The 19498-nt window shown below is 70.3% G+C and carries 20 protein-coding genes; 18 read left to right on the plus strand and 2 right to left on the minus strand.

The window, feature by feature from the left end; all coding sequences use genetic code 11:
* The 3 genes from WN71_RS28370 to WN71_RS28380 all read left to right on the plus strand — a co-directional run.
* Positions 1–1201: site-2 protease family protein (locus tag WN71_RS28370; protein ID WP_240529796.1), on the plus strand; the 1201-nt coding region annotated here is incomplete at its 5' end.
* Between the two features lie 143 nt (positions 1202–1344).
* Positions 1345–2247, plus strand: coding sequence for a tRNA (adenine-N1)-methyltransferase (locus WN71_RS28375; protein WP_046586255.1), 903 nt, complete (start codon positions 1345–1347; stop codon positions 2245–2247).
* Positions 2248–2554: 307 nt separating this feature from the next.
* The gene (locus WN71_RS28380; protein ID WP_046586256.1) at positions 2555–3133 is read left to right on the plus strand and encodes a hypothetical protein; all 579 of its coding nucleotides are present in this window, start codon (positions 2555–2557) and stop codon (positions 3131–3133) included.
* A gap of 220 nt (positions 3134–3353) precedes the next feature.
* Here the strand turns inward: WN71_RS28380 and WN71_RS28385 are convergent, their stop codons facing one another.
* On the minus strand, positions 3354–3662 hold the full coding sequence (locus WN71_RS28385) for a ferredoxin (RefSeq protein ID WP_046586260.1): 309 nt from the start codon (positions 3660–3662) through the stop codon (positions 3354–3356).
* Between the two features lie 582 nt (positions 3663–4244).
* Between WN71_RS28385 and arc the strand changes: the two genes are divergently transcribed.
* From arc to prcA, 6 genes are all read left to right on the plus strand, one after another.
* The gene (arc, locus tag WN71_RS28390) at positions 4245–6011 is read left to right on the plus strand and encodes a proteasome ATPase (protein ID WP_046586261.1); all 1767 of its coding nucleotides are present in this window, start codon (positions 4245–4247) and stop codon (positions 6009–6011) included.
* A gap of 234 nt (positions 6012–6245) precedes the next feature.
* Positions 6246–7757: a depupylase/deamidase Dop gene (dop, locus tag WN71_RS28395; protein ID WP_338058705.1), complete on the plus strand. Its 1512-nt coding sequence runs from the start codon at positions 6246–6248 to the stop codon at positions 7755–7757.
* A gap of 189 nt (positions 7758–7946) precedes the next feature.
* Positions 7947–8165, plus strand: coding sequence for a ubiquitin-like protein Pup (locus WN71_RS28400; RefSeq protein ID WP_046586333.1), 219 nt, complete (start codon positions 7947–7949; stop codon positions 8163–8165).
* A gap of 24 nt (positions 8166–8189) precedes the next feature.
* Positions 8190–8801 carry an endonuclease VII domain-containing protein gene (locus WN71_RS40240; RefSeq protein WP_046586263.1) on the plus strand — a complete coding sequence of 204 codons (612 nt, stop codon included), beginning with the start codon at positions 8190–8192 and terminating at the stop codon, positions 8799–8801.
* Entirely contained in the window at positions 8753–9598 is an 846-nt protein-coding gene (gene prcB / locus WN71_RS28405) for a proteasome subunit beta (protein WP_046586265.1), read from the plus strand. The genes WN71_RS40240 and prcB overlap by 49 nt, the downstream gene beginning before the upstream one ends.
* A 59-nt stretch (positions 9599–9657) precedes the next feature.
* Positions 9658–10416, plus strand: coding sequence for a proteasome subunit alpha (gene prcA / locus WN71_RS28410; protein WP_046586270.1), 759 nt, complete (start codon positions 9658–9660; stop codon positions 10414–10416).
* A 111-nt stretch (positions 10417–10527) separates the two neighbouring features.
* Here the strand turns inward: prcA and WN71_RS28415 are convergent, their stop codons facing one another.
* On the minus strand, positions 10528–11544 hold the full coding sequence (locus WN71_RS28415) for a LacI family DNA-binding transcriptional regulator (protein WP_046586271.1): 1017 nt from the start codon (positions 11542–11544) through the stop codon (positions 10528–10530).
* 176 nt (positions 11545–11720) lie between these two features.
* On the opposite strand from WN71_RS28415, the gene WN71_RS28420 reads away from it, so the two are divergent.
* From WN71_RS28420 to tatA, 9 genes are all read left to right on the plus strand, one after another.
* Positions 11721–12983: an MFS transporter gene (locus WN71_RS28420; RefSeq protein WP_046586335.1), complete on the plus strand. Its 1263-nt coding sequence runs from the start codon at positions 11721–11723 to the stop codon at positions 12981–12983.
* Between the two features lie 9 nt (positions 12984–12992).
* Entirely contained in the window at positions 12993–14354 is a 1362-nt protein-coding gene (gene pafA / locus WN71_RS28425; protein WP_046586272.1) for a Pup--protein ligase, read from the plus strand.
* Between the two features lie 125 nt (positions 14355–14479).
* A complete protein-coding gene (locus WN71_RS28430) occupies positions 14480–15487 on the plus strand; it encodes an FKBP-type peptidyl-prolyl cis-trans isomerase (RefSeq protein ID WP_046586273.1) in 1008 nt (335 codons plus the stop codon).
* Between the two features lie 61 nt (positions 15488–15548).
* Positions 15549–15920 carry an FKBP-type peptidyl-prolyl cis-trans isomerase gene (locus WN71_RS28435; protein ID WP_046586275.1) on the plus strand — a complete coding sequence of 124 codons (372 nt, stop codon included), beginning with the start codon at positions 15549–15551 and terminating at the stop codon, positions 15918–15920.
* A 184-nt stretch (positions 15921–16104) separates the two neighbouring features.
* Positions 16105–17082 carry a helix-turn-helix transcriptional regulator gene (locus tag WN71_RS28440; RefSeq protein ID WP_046586277.1) on the plus strand — a complete coding sequence of 326 codons (978 nt, stop codon included), beginning with the start codon at positions 16105–16107 and terminating at the stop codon, positions 17080–17082.
* Between the two features lie 18 nt (positions 17083–17100).
* On the plus strand, positions 17101–18261 hold the full coding sequence (locus WN71_RS28445; RefSeq protein WP_052743060.1) for a helix-turn-helix transcriptional regulator: 1161 nt from the start codon (positions 17101–17103) through the stop codon (positions 18259–18261).
* Positions 18258–18551, plus strand: a complete 294-nt coding sequence (locus tag WN71_RS28450; protein WP_046586282.1) for a hypothetical protein — start codon at positions 18258–18260, stop codon at positions 18549–18551. The genes WN71_RS28445 and WN71_RS28450 overlap by 4 nt, the downstream gene beginning before the upstream one ends.
* 186 nt (positions 18552–18737) lie before the next feature.
* Complete coding sequence (locus WN71_RS28455) at positions 18738–18932, plus strand: hypothetical protein (protein WP_046586283.1); 195 nt, start codon at positions 18738–18740, stop codon at positions 18930–18932.
* 271 nt (positions 18933–19203) lie between these two features.
* Positions 19204–19482 (plus strand): Sec-independent protein translocase subunit TatA, encoded by a 279-nt coding sequence (gene tatA, locus WN71_RS28460; protein WP_046586285.1) that lies wholly within the window; start codon positions 19204–19206, stop codon positions 19480–19482.
* The last annotated feature ends 16 nt before the right edge of the window (positions 19483–19498 follow it).

The raw sequence follows: 19498 nt of genomic DNA on the forward strand, positions 1-19498 counted from the left end.
CCCCCACCCCGCCGCGACCGCCAAGAACAGCCCGCCCCCACGGCCCCGCGAGCCCGGCGGCGGCATCCTCATGGGCCGCCCCTTCGGCGTCCCCGTCTACGTCGCCCCCAGCTGGTTCCTCGTCGCCGCCCTCATCACCTGGGTCTTCGGCGGCCAGCTCGACCGCGTCCTGCCCGAACTCGGCGCCGCCCGCTACCTCGTCTCGCTCTTCTTCGCGATCGCCTTCTACGCCTCCGTCCTCGTCCACGAACTCGCCCACACCGTGGCCGCCCTCCGCTTCAAACTCCCCGTCCGCCGCATCCAGCTCCAGTTCTTCGGCGGCGTCTCCGAGATCGAGAAGGACGCCGAGACCCCCGGCCGCGAATTCGTCCTCGCCTTCGTCGGCCCCCTGCTCTCCCTGATCCTCGCCGGGATCTTCTACGTCGCCCTCCAGCCCGTCGAACCCGGCACCGTCCCCGGCGTCCTGCTGGCCGGCCTGATGATCTCCAACCTGATCGTCGCCGTCTTCAACCTGCTGCCCGGACTGCCCCTCGACGGCGGCCGCATGCTCCGCGCCGTCGTCTGGAAGCTCACCGGCCGCCCCATGAGCGGCACCGTCGCCGCCGCCTGGGTCGGCCGCGCCCTCGCCGTCACCGTCCTCATCGGACTCCCGCTGCTCACCCAGTCCGGCGCCCTCGGCTCCACCGCCGAGGACAACGTCGGCATGGACACCGTCACCGACGCCCTGCTGGCCGCCATCCTCGCCGCCATCATCTGGACCGGCGCCGGCAACAGCCTGCGCGTCGCCCGGCTCCGCGAACACCTCCCCGACCTCCGCGCCCGCACCCTCACCCGGCGCGCCGTCCCGGTCCAGACCGACACCCCGCTCTCCGAGGCCCTGCGCCGCGCCAACGCCGCCGGAGCCCGCGCCCTCGTCGTCGTCGACGCCGACGGCGCCCCGCTCTCCCTCGTCCGCGAGGCCGCCATCGTCGGCGTACCCGAGCACCGCCGCCCCTGGGTCCCCGTCGGCGGCCTCGCCCAGGACCTCACCGACGGCATGCGCGTCTCCGCCGAACTCGCCGGCGAGGACCTCCTGGAAACCCTCCGCGCCACCCCCGCCACCGAATACCTCGTCGTGGAGGACACCGGGGAGATCTACGGCGTCCTCTCCGCCGCCGACGTCGAGCGCGCCTTCGTCAAGGCGATGGCACGACCCGCCTGACCCGCCCGACACCCCCGCGTCCCGAAAAGGGGCGCGGGGAACCGCGCGACCCACCACGGACGACCCGCGCCGTGCACCCACCGCAGCCCCCTCCCGGCCGCTGATGGTCCAAGCCCCCCGCAGGGACCCGGTAGGCTGTTCACATGTCCGAACCGACCGGTGCCGCCCGCAGGCGCGGGCCCTTCAAGGTCGGGGACCAGGTACAGCTGACCGACCCCAAGGGCCGCCACTACACGTTCACGCTCGAGGCCGGGAAGAACTTCCACACCCACAAGGGTTCCTTCCCCCACGACGAGCTGATCGGCGCTCCCGAGGGCAGCGTTGTCCGCACCACGGGAAACGTCGCCTACCTCGCGCTGCGCCCCCTGCTCCCCGACTACGTCCTGTCCATGCCCCGCGGCGCCGCCGTGGTCTACCCCAAGGACGCGGGGCAGATCCTGGCCTTCGCCGACATCTTCTCCGGCGCCCGCGTCGTGGAAGCGGGGGTCGGCTCCGGCTCGCTGAGCAGCTTCCTGCTGCGCGCCATCGGCGACCAGGGGATGCTGCACTCCTACGAGCGCCGTGAGGACTTCGCCGAGATCGCGAAGCAGAACGTCGAGCGCTACTTCGGCGGCCCCCACCCGGCCTGGCAGCTCACCGTCGGCGACCTCCAGGACAACCTCAGCGACACCGACGTCGACCGCGTCATCCTCGACATGCTCGCCCCCTGGGAATGCCTCGAGGCCGTCTCCAAGGCGCTCGTCCCCGGCGGCATCCTCTGCTGCTACGTCGCCACCACCACCCAGCTCGCCCGGACCGTGGAGTCCATCCGCGAGGTCGGCTCCTTCAACGAGCCGACCGCCTGGGAGTCGATGATCCGCAACTGGCACATCGAGGGCCTCGCCGTCCGCCCCGACCACCGCATGATCGGGCACACCGGCTTCCTGCTCACCGCCCGCCGCCTCGCCGACGGCGTCGAGCCGCCCATGCGCCGCCGCCGCCCCGCCAAGGGCGCCTACGGCGAGGACTACGCCGGCCCCAACGCCGACGGAGGCGCGGGCCGCTGAGCCGGCCCACGGCCGACACCGACCCCGGCCCCTGAGCCGGCCGGCCGCACCCACGACAACCACGTAGCGCCGTGGTGGAGTTCCCGGGACACAACCGGAACTCCACCACGGCGCCCTCGCGTTGAGTGGACACAGCCCCGCACCGGACCCCGCCGCGGCCGGCCCGAAGCGAACCGGAACCGGTACCCACCCCGCCGTTCCCCAGCCCTGTGACGTGTGGCACGATGCTGGCCACCCCACCAGGCCCAGGCCCCCACCAGGCCCCGCCCCGGTCCCACCGGCACCGCCCTCGCAGGAGACACCCCTCGTGCAGCAATCCGTCGTCCCGGAACTCGCACACACGCACACCCGGCCCATCCACTGGGTCGCGACCGCAACCGCCGTGGCCGGCGTCGTGGCCTTCTCCTCCATCCTGCAACCCGGCTCGGCCACCGCCGCGCCGACGAACGCCGGAGCCGAACCCACCGCCGCGCCCACCGCGCCCGCCCCGTCCACCACCGGCGTGCACTACCCGCTGAACTGCGGACCCGTGAAGGCGCTCGTCGTGAAGAAGGCGAGCGGCGACCTCGACGGCGACGGCCGCCCCGAGACGGTCGCCGTCGTGCACTGCGACGCCCCCATGGGCACCCCGCCCGACGGCGTCTACGTGCTCACCCAGGGCGCGAACGCGAAGAAGCCCCGCGTCGTCGCCACCCTCGTCGACCCCAAGGACCGGCAGACCGTCACCGACTTCGCCGTCCGCGCCGGAGTCGTCACGGCCACGCTCCTCGGCTACTCCACCGACGACGTGCCCAGCTGCTGCCCCGACGTGAAGAAGACCGCCGCGTGGCAGTGGAAGGGCGGCGCGTTCGTCCGCTCCGCCCCGGGCGACGCCCAGACGGTCTGATCCGGCCACCGGGACCACGACCGCCCGCGCCCGGACCTGTCCGGTCACGCCCTCGCCGGCCCGCCTCCGCGAGGCGGGGCCGACGAGCGGCCGTACCTCGCTCAGGGACAGGCCCGGGGCGCCCAGCGCCAGGTGAGGGGCGGCTCACGGCCAGGATCAGGGGCGGCTGAGGGCCGGGCCAGGGGCGCGCGGGCGGGGCCCGCTCAGGCCCCCGAGCGCCTCACTCCTGCGCGCCGGGCCCGTACACCTCGACACCGTCCGCGACCCGCCGTACATGAATGCATTCGCCCGGACACTCCCGCGCCGAGTCCACGACGTCCGTGAGCAGCGGCAGCGGCACCGCCGTCGTCGCGCCCGGCTCCTGGAGCAGCTCGTCCTGCGCGCTCTTCACATAGGCCAGGCCGTCGATGTCCAGCTCGAAGACCTCCGGCGCGTACTGGGCGCAGATACCGTCCCCGGTACACAGGTCCTGGTCGATCCACACCTCGAGCGCCTCACCGCCGACGCCGGCCTCCTGCTGTGCGGTCATGTCTCCTGCCGTCCTCCACCGATGCTGAAGCCTCGACCCTACCTTCCGCCGATCAACGGACCCCGACGGCGTTCCCCACGCCCCGCGCGGCGGCCCCCGGCCCGCCCGCACGGCGGTCCCCGCCCGCCCGCACGGCCGTCCCCCGCCCCTCCACGCGGCGTTCCCGGGGCCTTCTCCCTACCCACCGCGATCATCTTCGAGTCACCCCCGAGGTGACCGGATCCCGCCACGTCGTCGCTCTGCGTGACCGCGCCCTCCGCGCTGCCCTGCGCGGAGCGTGCGCCGGGGCACGCGCGGGGTGACGAACCCGCACGCCGCCCACCTGCCCCGCAACCCGCCGCCACGAGCCCCCGACCACCCCGCGGCAGAACAACTCCCTCCGCCCTTGAAGGATTTTGACCACTCGGTCCTTGGAACAGGCGGCTTCTGAATCACGTTGAGTGGGTATCGACACGGCACGAGGGAGAGCGCAGGGGTGACCGACGACACACCTTGACAGTCTTTGTGATCTAGGGGTTTCAATCGACACCCACCCAGGTAGGGTCTGGAAGCGTCCAGCTCCCCTTGGAGGAGGTGAGGACCGTGGCAGCCCACGACGACGACATGAACCGCGGCATCCGCCCGGGACGAGGGTCCGACGACCCCGCCGGGCAGATTGCCTACCTTGAGCAGGAGATCGCCGTCCTGCGACGCAAGCTCGCCGACTCTCCGCGACACACGAGGATTCTCGAAGAGCGGATCGTCGAGCTGCAGACCAACCTGGCCGGCGTGTCCGCCCAGAACGAGCGACTCGCGAACACCCTCCGAGAGGCCCGCGACCAGATCGTGGCCCTCAAGGAAGAGGTCGACCGGCTCGCCCAGCCGCCCGCCGGCTTCGGCGTCTTCCTGCAGGCCAACGAGGACGGCACCGCCGACATCTTCACCGGCGGCCGCAAGCTGCGGGTGAACGTCAGCCCCAGCGTCGACCTCGACGACCTCAGGCGCGGCCAGGAAGTCATGCTCAACGAGGCGCTCAACGTGGTCGAGGCCATGGAGTTCGAGCGCGTCGGCGACATCGTCACCCTCAAGGAGATCCTCGAGGACGGCGAACGCGCCCTGGTGCTCGGGCACACCGACGAGGAACGAGTGGTACGGCTCGCCGAGCCCTTGCTGGACGTCACGATCCGGCCCGGCGACGCCCTGCTCCTCGAACCCCGCTCCGGGTACGTCTACGAGATCGTCCCCAAGAGCGAGGTCGAGGAACTCGTCCTCGAAGAGGTCCCCGACATCGGCTACGAGCAGATCGGCGGACTCGGCGGCCAGATCGAGGCCATCCGCGACGCGGTCGAGCTGCCGTACCTCTACCCGGACCTGTTCAAGGAGCACGAACTGCGCCCGCCCAAGGGCGTCCTGCTCTACGGGCCCCCCGGATGCGGCAAGACGCTCATCGCCAAGGCCGTCGCCAACTCGCTGGCCAAGAAGGTCGCCGAGGTCACCGGCCAGGCCGCCGGCAAGAGCTTCTTCCTCAACATCAAGGGCCCCGAACTCCTCAACAAGTACGTGGGCGAGACCGAGCGCCAGATCCGCCTGGTCTTCCAGCGAGCCCGCGAGAAGGCCAGCGAGGGCACCCCCGTCATCGTCTTCTTCGACGAGATGGAATCCCTCTTCCGCACCCGAGGCTCCGGAGTCAGCTCGGACGTCGAGAACACGATCGTCCCCCAGCTGCTCGCCGAGATCGACGGTGTGGAGGGCCTGCAGAACGTCGTGGTCATCGGCGCCTCCAACCGCGAGGACATGATCGACCCGGCGATCCTGCGCCCCGGCCGACTCGACGTGAAGATCAAGATCGAGCGCCCCGACGCCGAGGCCGCCAAGGACATCTTCGGCAAGTACCTCACCGAGCGCCTCCCGCTGCACGCCGACGACCTCGGCGAACACGGGGACGACAAGAGCGTCACGGTCCAGAGCATGATCCAGACCGCGGTCGAGCACATGTACGCCGAATCGGAGGAGAACCGCTTCCTGGAAGTCACCTACGCCAACGGCGACAAGGAAGTCCTCTACTTCAAGGACTTCAACTCCGGCGCGATGATCGAGAACATCGTCGGCCGCGCCAAGAAAATGGCGATCAAGGACTTCCTCGACAGCCGGCAGAAGGGCCTCCGCGTCTCCCACCTGCTCCAGGCCTGCGTGGACGAGTTCAAGGAGAACGAGGACCTTCCGAACACCACCAACCCCGACGACTGGGCCCGCATCTCCGGAAAGAAGGGCGAGCGGATCGTCTACATCCGCACCCTGATCACCGGAAAGCAGGGCGCGGACACGGGACGCTCCATCGACACGGTGGCGAACACCGGTCAGTACCTGTAAAAAACAGGGCGGCTGCGGGTGCCCTCACCGGGTACCCGCAGCCGACTGTTTTTCAGACCACGGCCTGAGCAAGGCAATGACGCAAATGATCTCCCCACCAGCGCAAAGGCGTTCTAGGCTCTTCGGTACCGCCGAGTCGCGCAGTGCGGGGACGGGCACCGCACACGCACCGGAGCGCCAGCGGTACTTGAGCGGCCCCCACGACCGAGGGTGCCGCCGGGCAAGGAGGGCCGCATGACCGTACGGCGAGTAATGGGCATCGAGACGGAGTACGGCATCTCCGTCCCCGGCCACCCCAATGCCAATGCCATGCTCACCTCGTCCCAGATCGTCAACGCCTACGCGGCGGCGATGCACCGGGCCCGCCGAGCCCGCTGGGACTTCGAGGAGGAGAACCCGCTGCGCGACGCGCGAGGCTTCGACCTCGCCCGCGAGGCCGCCGACTCCAGCCAGCTCACCGACGAGGACATCGGCCTCGCCAACGTCATCCTCACCAACGGCGCGCGCCTGTACGTCGACCACGCCCACCCCGAATACAGCGCACCCGAGGTCACCAACCCCCGCGACGCCGTCCTCTGGGACAAGGCCGGCGAGCGGATCATGGCCGAGGCCGCCGAACGAGCCGCCCAGCTCCCCGGCGCCCAGCCCATCCACCTCTACAAGAACAACACCGACAACAAGGGCGCCTCCTACGGCACGCACGAGAACTACCTGATGAAGCGGGAGACCGCCTTCTCGGACATCGTGCGCCACCTCACGCCCTTCTTCGTCTCCCGCCAGGTCGTCACCGGCGCCGGACGCGTCGGCATCGGCCAGGACGGCCACGAGCACGGCTTCCAGCTCAGCCAGCGCGCCGACTACTTCGAGGTCGAGGTCGGCCTGGAGACCACCCTCAAGCGGCCCATCATCAACACCCGCGACGAACCCCACGCCGACGCGGAGAAGTACCGCCGCCTGCACGTGATCATCGGGGACGCCAACCTCTCCGAGATCTCCACCTACCTCAAGCTCGGCACCACCGCACTCGTGCTCTCCATGATCGAGGACGGCTTCATCGCCGTCGACCTGGCCGTGGACCAGCCCGTCCGCACCCTCCACCAGGTCTCCCACGACCCCACGCTGAAGCGGCTGGTCACCCTCCGCAGCGGGCGCACCCTCACCGCCGTACAGCTCCAGATGGAGTACTACGAGCTGTCCCGCAAGTACGTCGAGGAGCGCTATGGGGCCGACGCCGACGACCAGACCGTGGACGTCCTCAGCCGCTGGGAGGACACCCTCAACCGGCTCGAGAACGACCCCATGAGCCTCGCCGGCGAGCTGGACTGGGTCGCCAAGCGCGAGCTCATGGAGGGCTACCGCCGCCGCGACGGCCTCGACTGGGACGCCGCCAAGCTGCACCTCCTCGACCTCCAGTACGCCGACGTACGGTCCGAGAAGGGCCTCTACAACCGCCTCGCGGCCCGCGGACGCATGAAGCGGCTGCTGACCGAGGACGAGGTCGAGCGGGCCCGTACGGCCCCGCCGGAGGACACCCGCGCCTACTTCCGCGGGCGCTGCCTGGAGCAGTACGCCGACGACGTCGCCGCCGCCTCCTGGGACTCCGTGATCTTCGACCTCCCGGGGCGGGACTCCCTCCAGCGCGTCCCAACCCTCGAACCGCTTCGCGGAACGCGAAATCATGTCAAGGAGCTGCTGGACCGGTGTCGCACCGCGGAAGACCTGGTCAGGGTGTTGTCCGGCGGCTGAGCGGGCACCCGGGGCGGACCTGGCCGACAGGGTGGAAACCCTGCCGCCAGGGAATCATCGAGATGGTCCTCGTGCGTTGAAGAAACCACAGGGCCGATGTCAGACCGGGCTTGTAGGGTCTGATCATCACCGATCGGCAGGAAAGCCGACCTGTCGACCATGTCGGGCGAACTGAGCGGGGTGAGGGTTATGGCGACCAAGGACACCGGCGGCGGGCAGCAGAAGGCCACGCGCACCAGCGAAGAGGTCGAGGAGCAGACCCAGGACGAACAGTCCCAGGGCGACCTCAAGGAACGCCACGAGAAGCTGAGCGACGACGTGGACTCGGTTCTTGACGAGATTGACGATGTCCTGGAGGAGAACGCAGAGGACTTCGTTCGAAGCTTCGTTCAGAAGGGCGGGCAGTAAGCCGCTTTTTCCTTCGAATCGAAGATGTCGGGGGAATCTGGCTTGGAACTCGAAGGTGACGTGAAGCGCTGCTCGCGGTGTAAGGAGCACAAGCCGCGAGTGGCGTTCGCGCGAAACGCGGCAATGCGTGACGGTCTGCAGGCCTACTGTCGAGAGTGCGCGTCCGCGTACCACCAGCAGCGGCAGGTGGGCAAAGGGCGCAATGTCCGTCCGAGGGTGGATGTTCCACCGGGGCACAAGTACTGCCGCACGTGCGGGGAGATCAAACCCCACAGTGAGTGGACACGGAATCGCACGGCCTCCGACGGTCTGGCCACGCTGTGCAAAGCGTGCAAGGCCGTGAAGGGGCGGCAGCGGCATCTGAAGCGGAACTATGGCCTCACGGAGGCCGAGCGTGACGAGCTGATCGCCTCTCAAGGAGGCGTCTGCTGCATATGTTTGTCAGCTTCGGCTGCACATGTGGATCACTGCCACAAGACGGGTAGGGTCCGGGGCGTACTGTGCTTCAGCTGCAACGCCGCACTGGGGCAGTTCAAGGATCGGCCCGACGCCATAAGGCGGGCTGCCGCATATGTGGAAGGAAACGCGTGGAAGCCAACACTCGTAGCACCGGGCGTCTACCAGCTGCCTTCCTGACGCCAGGGTCCTCCTCGTTCATGGACTTCCTCTCCGATCACCAGCCCGAGCTGCTGCCCGGCAAGCGGCAGCTGCCCCCGGTCCAGGGGGTGATCGAGGCGCCGCACGGCACGACGATCGTCGCGGTCGCGTTCCCCGGCGGCGTGGTGCTCGCCGGTGACCGCCGGGCCACGATGGGCAACGTGATCGCCCAGCGGGACATCGAGAAGGTCTTCCCCGCGGACGAGTACTCGGCGGTGGGCATCGCCGGCACGGCGGGCCTGGCCGTGGAGATGGTGAAGCTGTTCCAGCTGGAGCTGGAGCACTTCGAGAAGGTGGAGGGTGCGCAGCTCTCGCTGGAGGGCAAGGCGAACCGTCTGTCGACGATGATCCGTTCCAACCTGGGCATGGCCCTGCAGGGTCTGGCGGTGGTCCCGCTGTTCGCGGGGTACGACCTGGACCGCGGCAAGGGCCGCATCTTCTCCTACGACGTGACGGGCGGCCGCTCCGAGGAGCACGGCTACGCGTCGACGGGTTCGGGTTCGATCTTCGCGCGGGGCGCGATGAAGAAGCTGTTCCGTGACGACCTCACCGAGGACCAGGCGACGACGCTGGTGGTGCAGGCCCTGTACGACGCGGCGGACGACGACTCGGCGACCGGTGGTCCCGATGTCGCGCGCCGGATCTATCCGATCGTCACCGTGATCACGGAGGACGGCTTCCGCCGGCTCACCGACGACGAGTCGTCGGCGATCGCCCGCTCGGTGCTGGAGCGGCGGCTGGAGCAGCCGGACGGTCCGCGGGCCGCGCTGCTGTAGCCGGCGGCCGGGATTTTGTAGGTGGTCGTGTGACTTCGAGAGAAAGGGACGGATAACCGGTGTCGACGCCGTTCTATGTGTCACCTCAGCAGGCGATGGCCGACCGGGCGGAGTACGCCCGCAAGGGTATCGCCCGTGGTCGCAGCCTGGTCGTGCTGCAATTCGCCGACGGCATCGTGTTCGTCGGCGAGAACCCGTCCCGTGCGCTGCACAAGTTCAGTGAGATCTATGACCGGATCGGTTTCGCGGCCGCCGGCAAGTACAACGAGTACGAGAATCTGCGGATCGGTGGCGTGCGCTATGCCGATCTGCGGGGTTACACCTATGACCGGGACGATGTCACGGCGCGTGGTCTGGCGAACGTGTATGCGCAGACGCTGGGCACGATCTTCTCGTCGGCGGCTGAGAAGCCGTACGAGGTGGAGCTGGTCGTGGCGGAGGTCGGTGACACGCCGGACGGGGACCAGATCTACCGGCTGCCGCACGACGGTTCGATCGTGGACGAGCACGGCTCGGTCGCGGTCGGCGGCAATGCCGAGTTGATCAGCAACTATCTGGATCAGCGGCATCAGGACGGGATGACGCTGGCGGAGGCGCTGAAGCTGGCCGTGCAGGCGCTGTCGCGGGAGTCGAACGGCACACAGCGGGAGATTCCGGCGGAGCGGCTGGAGGTCGCGGTGCTGGACCGTACGCGGCCGCAGAAGCGCAAGTTCAAGCGCATCGTGGGTCCGCAGTTGTCGCGGCTGCTGGAGCAGGGCGGTGTGGGCGGTGTGTCGAAGTCGGATGCGGAGGAGTCCGAGGGGTCCGACGACGAGTAGGCGTGGCGTGCGTCCCGCTGTTCTCGCCTGACTGCTGGAACGCCTGACCAACCGAATATCGGATTGCCTGATGGTGTGCCCCGGCCGTGGTGCGGCTGGGGCACAGGCGTGTCAGGGGGTGTTCGGGGGCGCCGTGGAGCCGCGGGTGACGAGGTGGACGGGGATGTCGCCCACGTCGGGTGTGCGGCCGTCCAGGACGGCGAGGAGGGCTTTCATGCCGCGTTCGCCGAAGAGTTCGGCGTCGAGCCGGACGGTGGTGAGTTCGGGGTCGACGGCGGTGGCGAGGCCGAGGTCGTCGAAGCCGGTGACGGAGATGTCGTCGGGGATGCGCAGGCCTAGGCGGCGGACGGCTTTGTAGGCGCCGGCGGCGAGCTGGTCGTCGTCGCAGATGACGGCGGTGGGGCGGGGTCCGGGGGTGGCGAGGGCGGCCTCGGCGGCGGTGCGGGCGCCGGTGATGGAGATGGGGGTGTGGGCGGTGCGCAGGGTCGTGCCGGGGGTGGCCCCGATGCGGCGGGCGATCTCCTGGGCGCGGACGTGGAAGGTCCAGGAGGGCACGTCGGAGGCGAGGTGCAGGAAGTGGCGGTGGCCGAGGCCGAGGAGGTGGCGGGTGATCTGGCGGGCGCCGTCGGTGATGTCGAGGTTGACGGTGGCGGCGCCGAGGCTGCCTGTGGGGTCGCTGTCGAGCATGACGAGGGGGAGCTGGTCGCCGCGGATGGTGGTGAGGGCGTCGGCGGCCATGGAGGAGGCGAGGACGCCGGCGAGGGCGCTCTGGGCGGACGCGAAGGGGTCGCGGGCGGGGCCGATGCCGTCGGGGGAGAGGTAGAGGACGACGCCGAAGCCGTGGTCGGCGGCGACGCGGGCCGCGCCGGTGTAGATGCCGGCGAAGAATTCGCTGGTGAGGGCGGGTACGACGAGGAGGACGGTGCGGGTCTGGCCGAGGCGGAGGTTGCGGGCGGCGAGGTTGGGCCGGTATCCGAGGTCGCGGGCGGCGTCGCGGACGCGTTGGGCGGTGGTCGCGGAGACGCGGCCGCGCCATTTGTCGCCGAGGACGAGGGAGACGGCGGCCTGGGAGACGCCGGCGGCCTGCGCGACGTCGCGGCTGGTGGGGCGGGTGCTGCCTGGTGCCACCGGTGGCCTGCTCTCTCGTGGGGGCGGGTGGTCGGCGGGCCGCGTGCGGCCTGCGGTCGGCGGGGTGTTCGCCCTGGACGGGCGGTCGGTGGACATGGTACGTATGACGGAGGGGGTTATACGTAAAACTTGGGTGTCGTCGGCAGCGCCGACCGGGACCCGTGAAGGGGCGGATGATGGCCGCTGGATACGTGGAGATCCTCAAGTCGAGACATGCCGCCCGGCTGCTGGTGGGCACGCTGGTGGGGCGGCTGCCGAACGCGACCGCGGCGATCGCGATCGTCCTGTTCGTGCGCGCCGAGGGCGGCACGTACGGCATGGCGGGCGCGCTGGCGGCGGTCTACGGCGTGGCGAACGCGGTGGGGCAGCCGCTCCTCGGCCGCCTGGTGGATCTGCACGGCCAGCCCCGGGTGCAGCTGCCCGCGGCGGTGCTGGCGGCGCTGGCGATGACCGTCTTCGCCTTCTGCGGCCTGGACCCGCGGCCGGTGGCGTACGCGGCGGTCGCCGGCGCGGGTCTGTTCGCGCCGCCGCTGGAGGGCGGCCTGCGGGCGTTGTGGCCGGGCATCCTGCGTGCGGAGGAGGAGGCGGTGCACACGGCGTACGCGATGGACGCCGTGGCGCAGGAAGTCATGTTCACCGTCGGCCCGTTGCTGGTGACGCTGTGCGTGTCGCTGTGGTCGGCGGGCGCGGCGCTGGTGCTGCTGAACGTGGTGGGGGTGCTGGGCGCGCTGTCGGTGGTGGTCTCGGGGCCTTCGCGGGCGTGGCGTTCGGCGCCGCGTGAGGCGCACTGGCTGGGCGCGTTGCGTTCGCGGGGGCTGCTGGTGCTGCTGGCGGCCTTCCTGTTCGTGGGGATGGCGCTGGGTTCCATCACGGTGGCGGCGGTGTCGTACGCGGACGTGCACGGCGGGGACGTGGTGTACGGCTGGCTGATGGCGGCGCTGGGGCTGGGCGCGCTGGTGGGCGGCACGGTGTACGGCGTGCGGCGCTGGACGGGGGCGCCGGAGGGGCGACTGCGGGTGCTGGTGGGGCTTCTGGCGGTGTGTTATCTGCCGTTGCTGCTGATGCCGGGTGCGGTGGCGATGACGTTCCTGACGGCGGTGGCGGGTGTGTTCCTGGCGCCGGCGATCGCGTGCGCGTTCATCATCGTGGACCGGCAGGCGCCGGCGGGGACGGTGACGGAGGCGTTCTCGTGGCTCGTGACGACGTTCACGGTGGGCGCGTCGGTGGGAACGGGCCTGGCCGGGCCGGTGGTCGAGGCGGGTGGCGCGGTGTGGGGGTTCGCGGTGCCGGGGGTGGCGGGGGTGGTGTCGTTGCTGGTGCTGCTGGCGGGCGCGCGGGTCCTCGCAGCTCCCGTGGCGGGCGCGGTCGTTGCTGCTTCATCGGAAAATGATCCAAATCGTGCGGCCGAACCCCGTTTCAGCTCGGGGGATCGGGCGTAATGTTCACTCATGGACCGCCGAATTTTCGGGCTGGAGAACGAGTACGGCGTCACGTGCACGTTCAGGGGACAGCGCCGCCTGTCGCCTGACGAGGTGGCGCGCTACCTCTTCCGCCGTGTCGTGTCATGGGGTCGTAGCAGCAATGTCTTTCTGCGCAACGGCGCCCGGTTGTATCTCGACGTGGGTTCGCACCCGGAATATGCGACACCTGAATGTGACAACGTGACCGAGTTGGTCACGCACGACAAGGCCGGGGAGCGCATTCTCGAAGGGCTTCTGGTGGACGCGGAGCGACGCCTGCACGAGGAAGGAATCGCGGGCGACGTCTACCTCTTCAAGAACAACACGGATTCGGCGGGCAACTCCTACGGCTGCCACGAGAACTATCTCGTGGCGCGGCACGGGGAGTTCTCGCGGCTCGCGGACATTCTGATCCCGTTCCTGGTCACGCGGCAGTTGTTGTGCGGCGCGGGCAAGGTGCTGCAGACGCCGCGCGGCGCGGTGTACTGCGTCAGTCAGCGGGCGGAGCACATCTGGGAGGGCGTGTCGTCCGCGACGACGCGTTCACGGCCGATCATCAACACCCGCGACGAGCCGCACGCGGACGCCGAGCGGTACCGCCGGCTGCATGTCATCGTCGGCGACTCGAACATGTCGGAGACGACGATGCTGCTGAAGGTCGGGGCGACCGACCTGGTGCTGCGGATGATCGAGGCCGGGACGGTGATGCGGGATCTGACGCTGGAGAACCCGATCCGGGCGATCCGCGAGGTCAGCCACGACATCACGGGCCGGCGCAAGGTGCGTCTGGCCAGCGGCCGCGAGGCCTCCGCCCTGGAGGTGCAGCGGGAGTACTTCGAGAAGGCCGTGGACTTCGTCGAGCGCCGCGGTATCCGCACCGGCACGGTCGAGCAGGTCCTGGAGCTGTGGGGCCGTACGCTCGAGGCGATCGAGGCGGAGGACCTGGACCGGATCGGCACCGAGATCGACTGGGTGATGAAGTACAAGCTCATCGAACGGTACCGGGCCAAGCACAACATGACGATGTCGCACCCGCGGGTCGCGCAGATAGACCTCGCGTACCACGACATCCACCGGCGTCGTGGGCTGTACTACCTGCTGGAGCGCAAGGGTCAAGCGACGCGTATCTGCAACGACTTGAAGATCTTCGAGGGCAAGTCGGTGCCGCCGCAGACCACTCGGGCCCGGCTGCGGGGCGATTTCATCCGCAGGGCGCAGGAGCAGCGCCGGGACTTCACGGTGGACTGGGTGCATCTGAAGCTGAACGACCAGGCGCAGCGGACGGTCCTGTGCAAGGACCCGTTCCGTTCGGTCGACGACCGGGTGGAGAAGTTGATCGCAGGAATGTGAGCGAAATGTTCCGGAAGTGACCGGAGCGCCACACGGGCGCCGTACGTTTCCCGTACGGCGCCCGTGTCACGCCGTAGAGTTGCGCGCACGCCATCCACAAGATCGATCGATTACGAGGCCCGACCGTGCGCCGACGCTCACTCATCCTTGCCGCCGTACCCGCTGGACTGGTCACGCTCGCCGGGTGCGGCGACGACGACAAGTCCGCCTCGAGCAAGGCCAGCGACAGCGCGTCGCCGTCGGCTTCGGCCACGTCGGCCGCGCCGCCGCCGAAGATCGTCGACGGCCCGCTGCCGGCCATCACGGCGGGCACCAAGTTCGGTGAGAAGCCGACCGTGGCGAAGGGCACGGGGGACCCGTCGAGCCAGCTCGCGGTGAAGACGGTGATCGCGGGCAACGGCACGACCGTCGTGGAGAACGACTTCATCCAGGCGAACTACCTGGGCCAGATCTGGTCCACCGCCAAGGTGTTCGACAACTCCTACGACCGCGGCATCCCGCTGGTGATCCAGCTCGCCCAGGGCAGCATCATCGACGGCTGGCGCTACGCGCTGACGGGCAAGAAGGTCGGCAGCCGGGTGGAGTTCTCGGTGCCGCCCACCTGGGCGTACGGCAAGGAGGGCAACTCGCAGGCCGGCATCAAGGGCACCGACACGCTGGTGTTCGTGGTGGACCTGGAGGCGACGTTCAACTCCAAGAGCTCCGCCAAGGGCACGGTCGTGCCGCAGAACGACGCGAAGCTGCCCAAGGTCGGCACCAACACCGACGGCAAGGCGCCCTCCATCGACGTGCCGAAGACCGACGCGCCGACCAAGCTGGTCTCGGAGTACGTCCTGGAGGGCAAGGGCCCGGTGGTCAAGTCCTCCCAGTCGGTCCTGGTGCAGTACAAGGGCGTCGTGTGGGACGGCGGCAAGGAGTTCGACTCGACGTACAGCAGGAACCAGCTGGCGTCCTTCTCGCTCTCACAGGTCGTCAAGGGCTGGGCGCAGGGCCTGACGGGCAAGAAGGTGGGCAGCCGGGTCCTCGTCGTCATCCCGCCCAAGCTGGGCTACGGCGACAACCCGCCGTCGGGCAGCGGCATCAAGAAGGACTCGACGCTGGTGTTCTCGGTGGACATCCTGGCGGCGATGTGAGGCCGGAGGATGTAAGACTGGTTCCTGTTGCCTTTCCGCGGACAAGCAGGAGCTGAAAGACGTGAGCATCGAGAAGCCCGAGATCGACTTCCCTGAGGGCGAGGCCCCGAAGGACCTCGAGATCAAGGACATCTGGGAGGGCGAGGGCGAGGTGGCCGAGGCGGGTCAGACCGTCACCGTCCACTACGTCGGTGTCGCCTTCAGTACCGGCGAGGAGTTCGACGCCAGCTGGAACCGCGGTACGCCGTTCCGCTTCCCGCTCGGCGCCGGCCGGGTCATCAAGGGCTGGGACCAGGGCGTGCAGGGCATGAAGGTCGGCGGCCGCCGCCGGCTGACCATCCCGGCCCACCTCGCCTACGGCAACCAGAGCCCGACCCCGGCGATCCAGCCCGGTGAGACGCTGATCTTCGTGGTGGACCTGATCGCGGTCTGACCGACCGGACCGTTCGGGTGTGACCGATCCGTCCGATCGTCGTACGACATGGGCGCGCGATCCGACCGGACCCGATCACCTGGGGCCCATGCCTGTACGGGCATGGGCCCTCGGCTTTTGCCAGTACACCCGGGAGCGGTACGGTCGACGCTCGGGAGCACGACGAGAGAGGCGAAAGGCGTCGATGGCCATTGCCAAGGCGGAGCGGCTGATGAACCTGGCGCTGTGCCTGCTGCACACGCGACGGCCGCTCAGCAAGCGCGAGCTGCGCGAGTCCATCGAGGCGTACACCGAGGCGTTCGGCCCCGGCCGGGGCGGAGCCGGCAGCGACGACTCCTTCAACCGCATGTTCGAGCGCGACAAGGACGACCTGCGCGAGCTCGGACTCGTGATCGAGACCGTGGAGAACCTCGACGGCGAGGTCGGCTATCTCGCCCGCCGCGACAGCAACCGGCTCCCGCCGATCACCCTCGACGCCGAGGAGGCCGCCGCCCTCGGGCTGGCCGCCAAGGTCTGGCAGCAGGCCCGCCTCGCCGGCGCGGCCAGCGGCGCCCTGCAGAAGCTGCGCGCGGCCGGACTCCCCGAGGACGTCGACCCCTACGAGGCGCACGGCGCGCTCGAACCGCGCATCCCCGTGCACGAGGCGGCCTTCGAGCCGCTGATGCTGGCCTGCCGCGACCGGCGCCCGGTCGTCTTCGACTACCGCAAGGCCACCGCCGCCCACCCCGAGCCCCGGCATGTCGAGCCGTGGGCCCTGGAGTGCTGGCGCGGCCACTGGTACCTGGCCGGCTTCGACCGCGACCGCGGCGCCGAGCGCGTCTTCCGGCTGTCCCGGATCACCGGCAAGGTGCGCTCGCGCGGCGCCCGCTTCACCGCGCCGGTCCCCGATGTCGTCACCGTGCGCGAGACCGTCGCCGGGTGGGCGGGCGAGGGCGCGGACCGCAGCGCCCGCATCCGGCTGCGTACCGGCTCCGGTTACCCCCTTCGGGCGAAGGCCGTCTCGGTCCGGGAACTCGGGAACGGCTGGGACGAGTTGGAGATTCCGTACGGCCACGGGCTGGACGCCTGGCTCGTGGAGTTCGGACCGGACGTGGTGGTCCTCGAACCCGAGGAGCTGCGGGCCGACGTGGTGGACCGGCTGCGTGCCGTGGCCAAGGGCTGAGGGGGAGCGGACGAGACAGTGGCAGGCAAACCGGCCAGGCCCGTGAACGCCATCGACCAGACACGGCGGATGCTCTCCCTGGTGACCTATCTCAGGGAGCGCCCCGGCGCGCGGATCGAGGACGTCGCGCGCGCCTTCGGCATCACCGAGGACGAGCTGGTCTCCGACCTCGACGTGCTGCCCATGTGCGGCACCAGCTTCCGCGGCGGCGACCTCCTCGACATCGACACCGACGGCGAGCGCATCTGGTGGCACAACCCCTCCGCGCTGGAGGCGGAGGCGGCCGAGCCGCTGCGCATCGCCGCCGACGAGGCGACCGCGCTGCTGGTGGCGGCCCGCGCGGTGGCGACGCTGCCGGGCCTGCGCGAGGGCGACCGCCAGGCCCTGCTGCGGGCCACCGCCAAGGTGGAGACCGCGGCCGGCGAGGCGGCCGGCGCCAGTGCGCGGCTGTCGGTGACCTTCGAGTCCGAGGGCGGCGTCTTCGCCGACGTCGACCGGGCGATCTCCGAGCGGCGCCGGCTGTGGATCCGCTACTACTCGCCGGCGCGCGACGAGCTCACCGAGCGCGAGATCGACCCGATCCGCCTGGTCAGCGTCGGGCACACCTATGTCGAGGCCTGGTGCCGCCGCTCCGAGGCGCGGCGCACCTTCCGGCTCGACCGGGTCGCCGAGATCAGGATCCTCGACGAGCCGTCCGCCCCGCCGGAGGTCGAGCTGCGGGACCTGTCCGAGGCGCTGGTGCAGCCCGCGGCCGAGGACCCGGAGGTGGTCGTCGAGGTCGGCCCCGGCGGCCGCTGGGTCGCCGAGTACTACCCGCACGACAGCGCGGATGAGCTTCCCGACGGCGGGCTGCGTATTACTCTGCGCACCCCCGACCCGGCGTCGCTGCGGCGCCTGGCACTGCGGCTCGGCCGCGACGGCCGGATCGTGGCACCGCTCGATCTCGCCGCGAGCGCCCGGCAGGCGGCCCGCGAGGCACTGCTGGCGTACGACGGCGGGGCGGGCGCGGCCCACGACGGCGGGTCGGACGCGACGGCGTACGGCGCCGTGTCGGACGCGGGCCGTGCCGGTCCGTCCGCGACCGGTGCCGAGGCGGCCGCCGGCGCCGTGTACGGGACGGCGCCTTCGGTCCCGCGGGGTGCCCAGGGAGTGGACGACAGGCAGGAGCAGGGGCTGTGAGCGAGTCGACGGCGTCCGGGGTACGTGTGATGTCGGTTGCGGCGGCCTTCGCCGGGATGAGAAGCGTGGCGCCCGTGATGTTCCGGGCGGGCTGCCCGGACTGCCGGGGCCGGTTCGAACTCGCCGCGAGCGCCCTGCGGCTCGCGATCGGCGCGAGCAGCCGTACGACCTTCTACTCCTTCACCTGCCCCGAGTGCGGCTCGGCCGTGCGCAAGCCGGCGGGCGAACGGATCGTGGAACTGCTCACAGGCGGCGGAGTACGCACCCTGCGCCTCCACTCCACGGCCTGAACCCAGCGCCCCCGAAGGAGCGCGGGGAACTGCGCGACCGGCCACGACGCACCCGCACGGTGGCCGTCAGGGGCACGGGGAACCGCGCGACAAGCCCCCACGCACCCGCGCCTCCCCCCGGCCCGAGCCACCCACCCCCACCATCCCTGCCGAACCGAGGGACGACGACCGTCTAGGCTCGTCGCCATGTTCTGGCCGATGTTCGCGGTAGCGATGGGTTTTCTGGGTCTCGCCGTCCTCGGCGTGCTGGCCGTCCGGGTCTTTGTGGAGGCGCAGCGCCTCGGCAGGCAGGTCGGCGACTCCGCGCGCCGTATCAACCAGGCCGCCGAGGACCTGGAGCGGGCCTCGACCGGTGTCGCGCGGGCCGTGGACTCGCTGTGAGCACGGCGCCGCGCGTCGGGTGAGAACCCGGTGAGAGTCGAACCGGATGCGCTGTGCGCCACTTCGCCCTGTCACCCGCCCCACCTCGGCAGGTACGCTGCGAGTCGCGGTGCGGCGAACGAGGCCCGGACCGCGGACCGGGAGTACGCACGGGGATTGCCTCACGTTTACCCCTGAGCGTTACGATCGCTGTCGGCACGACAGTCGGACGCATGTCCGACGAGTCGGACAGCCCCCACACCCAGCCGCCTCGGTGAGAAGGTAAAGACTTATGTTCGGAAGGCTCGGAGCTCCCGAGATCATTCTCATCCTCGTCGTCGTCGTCCTGCTGTTCGGGGCGAAGAAGCTTCCGGACATGGCCCGCTCCCTCGGCAAGTCCGCTCGCATCCTCAAGAGCGAGGCCAAGGCGATGAAGGAGGAGGGCAACACGCCCGCCCCCGCCCCCAGCGGCAACGAGCAGCCCCCGGCGCAGCGCACCATCCAGGCTTCCCCCGGCGACGTGACCAGCTCGCGCCCGGTCAACGAGCCCACGGACACCACCCAGCGCTGACGCGAGGCCGGGCGAC

Source organism: Streptomyces mangrovisoli, assembly GCF_000974985.2.
Taxonomy (GTDB): Bacteria; Actinomycetota; Actinomycetes; order Streptomycetales; family Streptomycetaceae; genus Streptomyces; species Streptomyces mangrovisoli.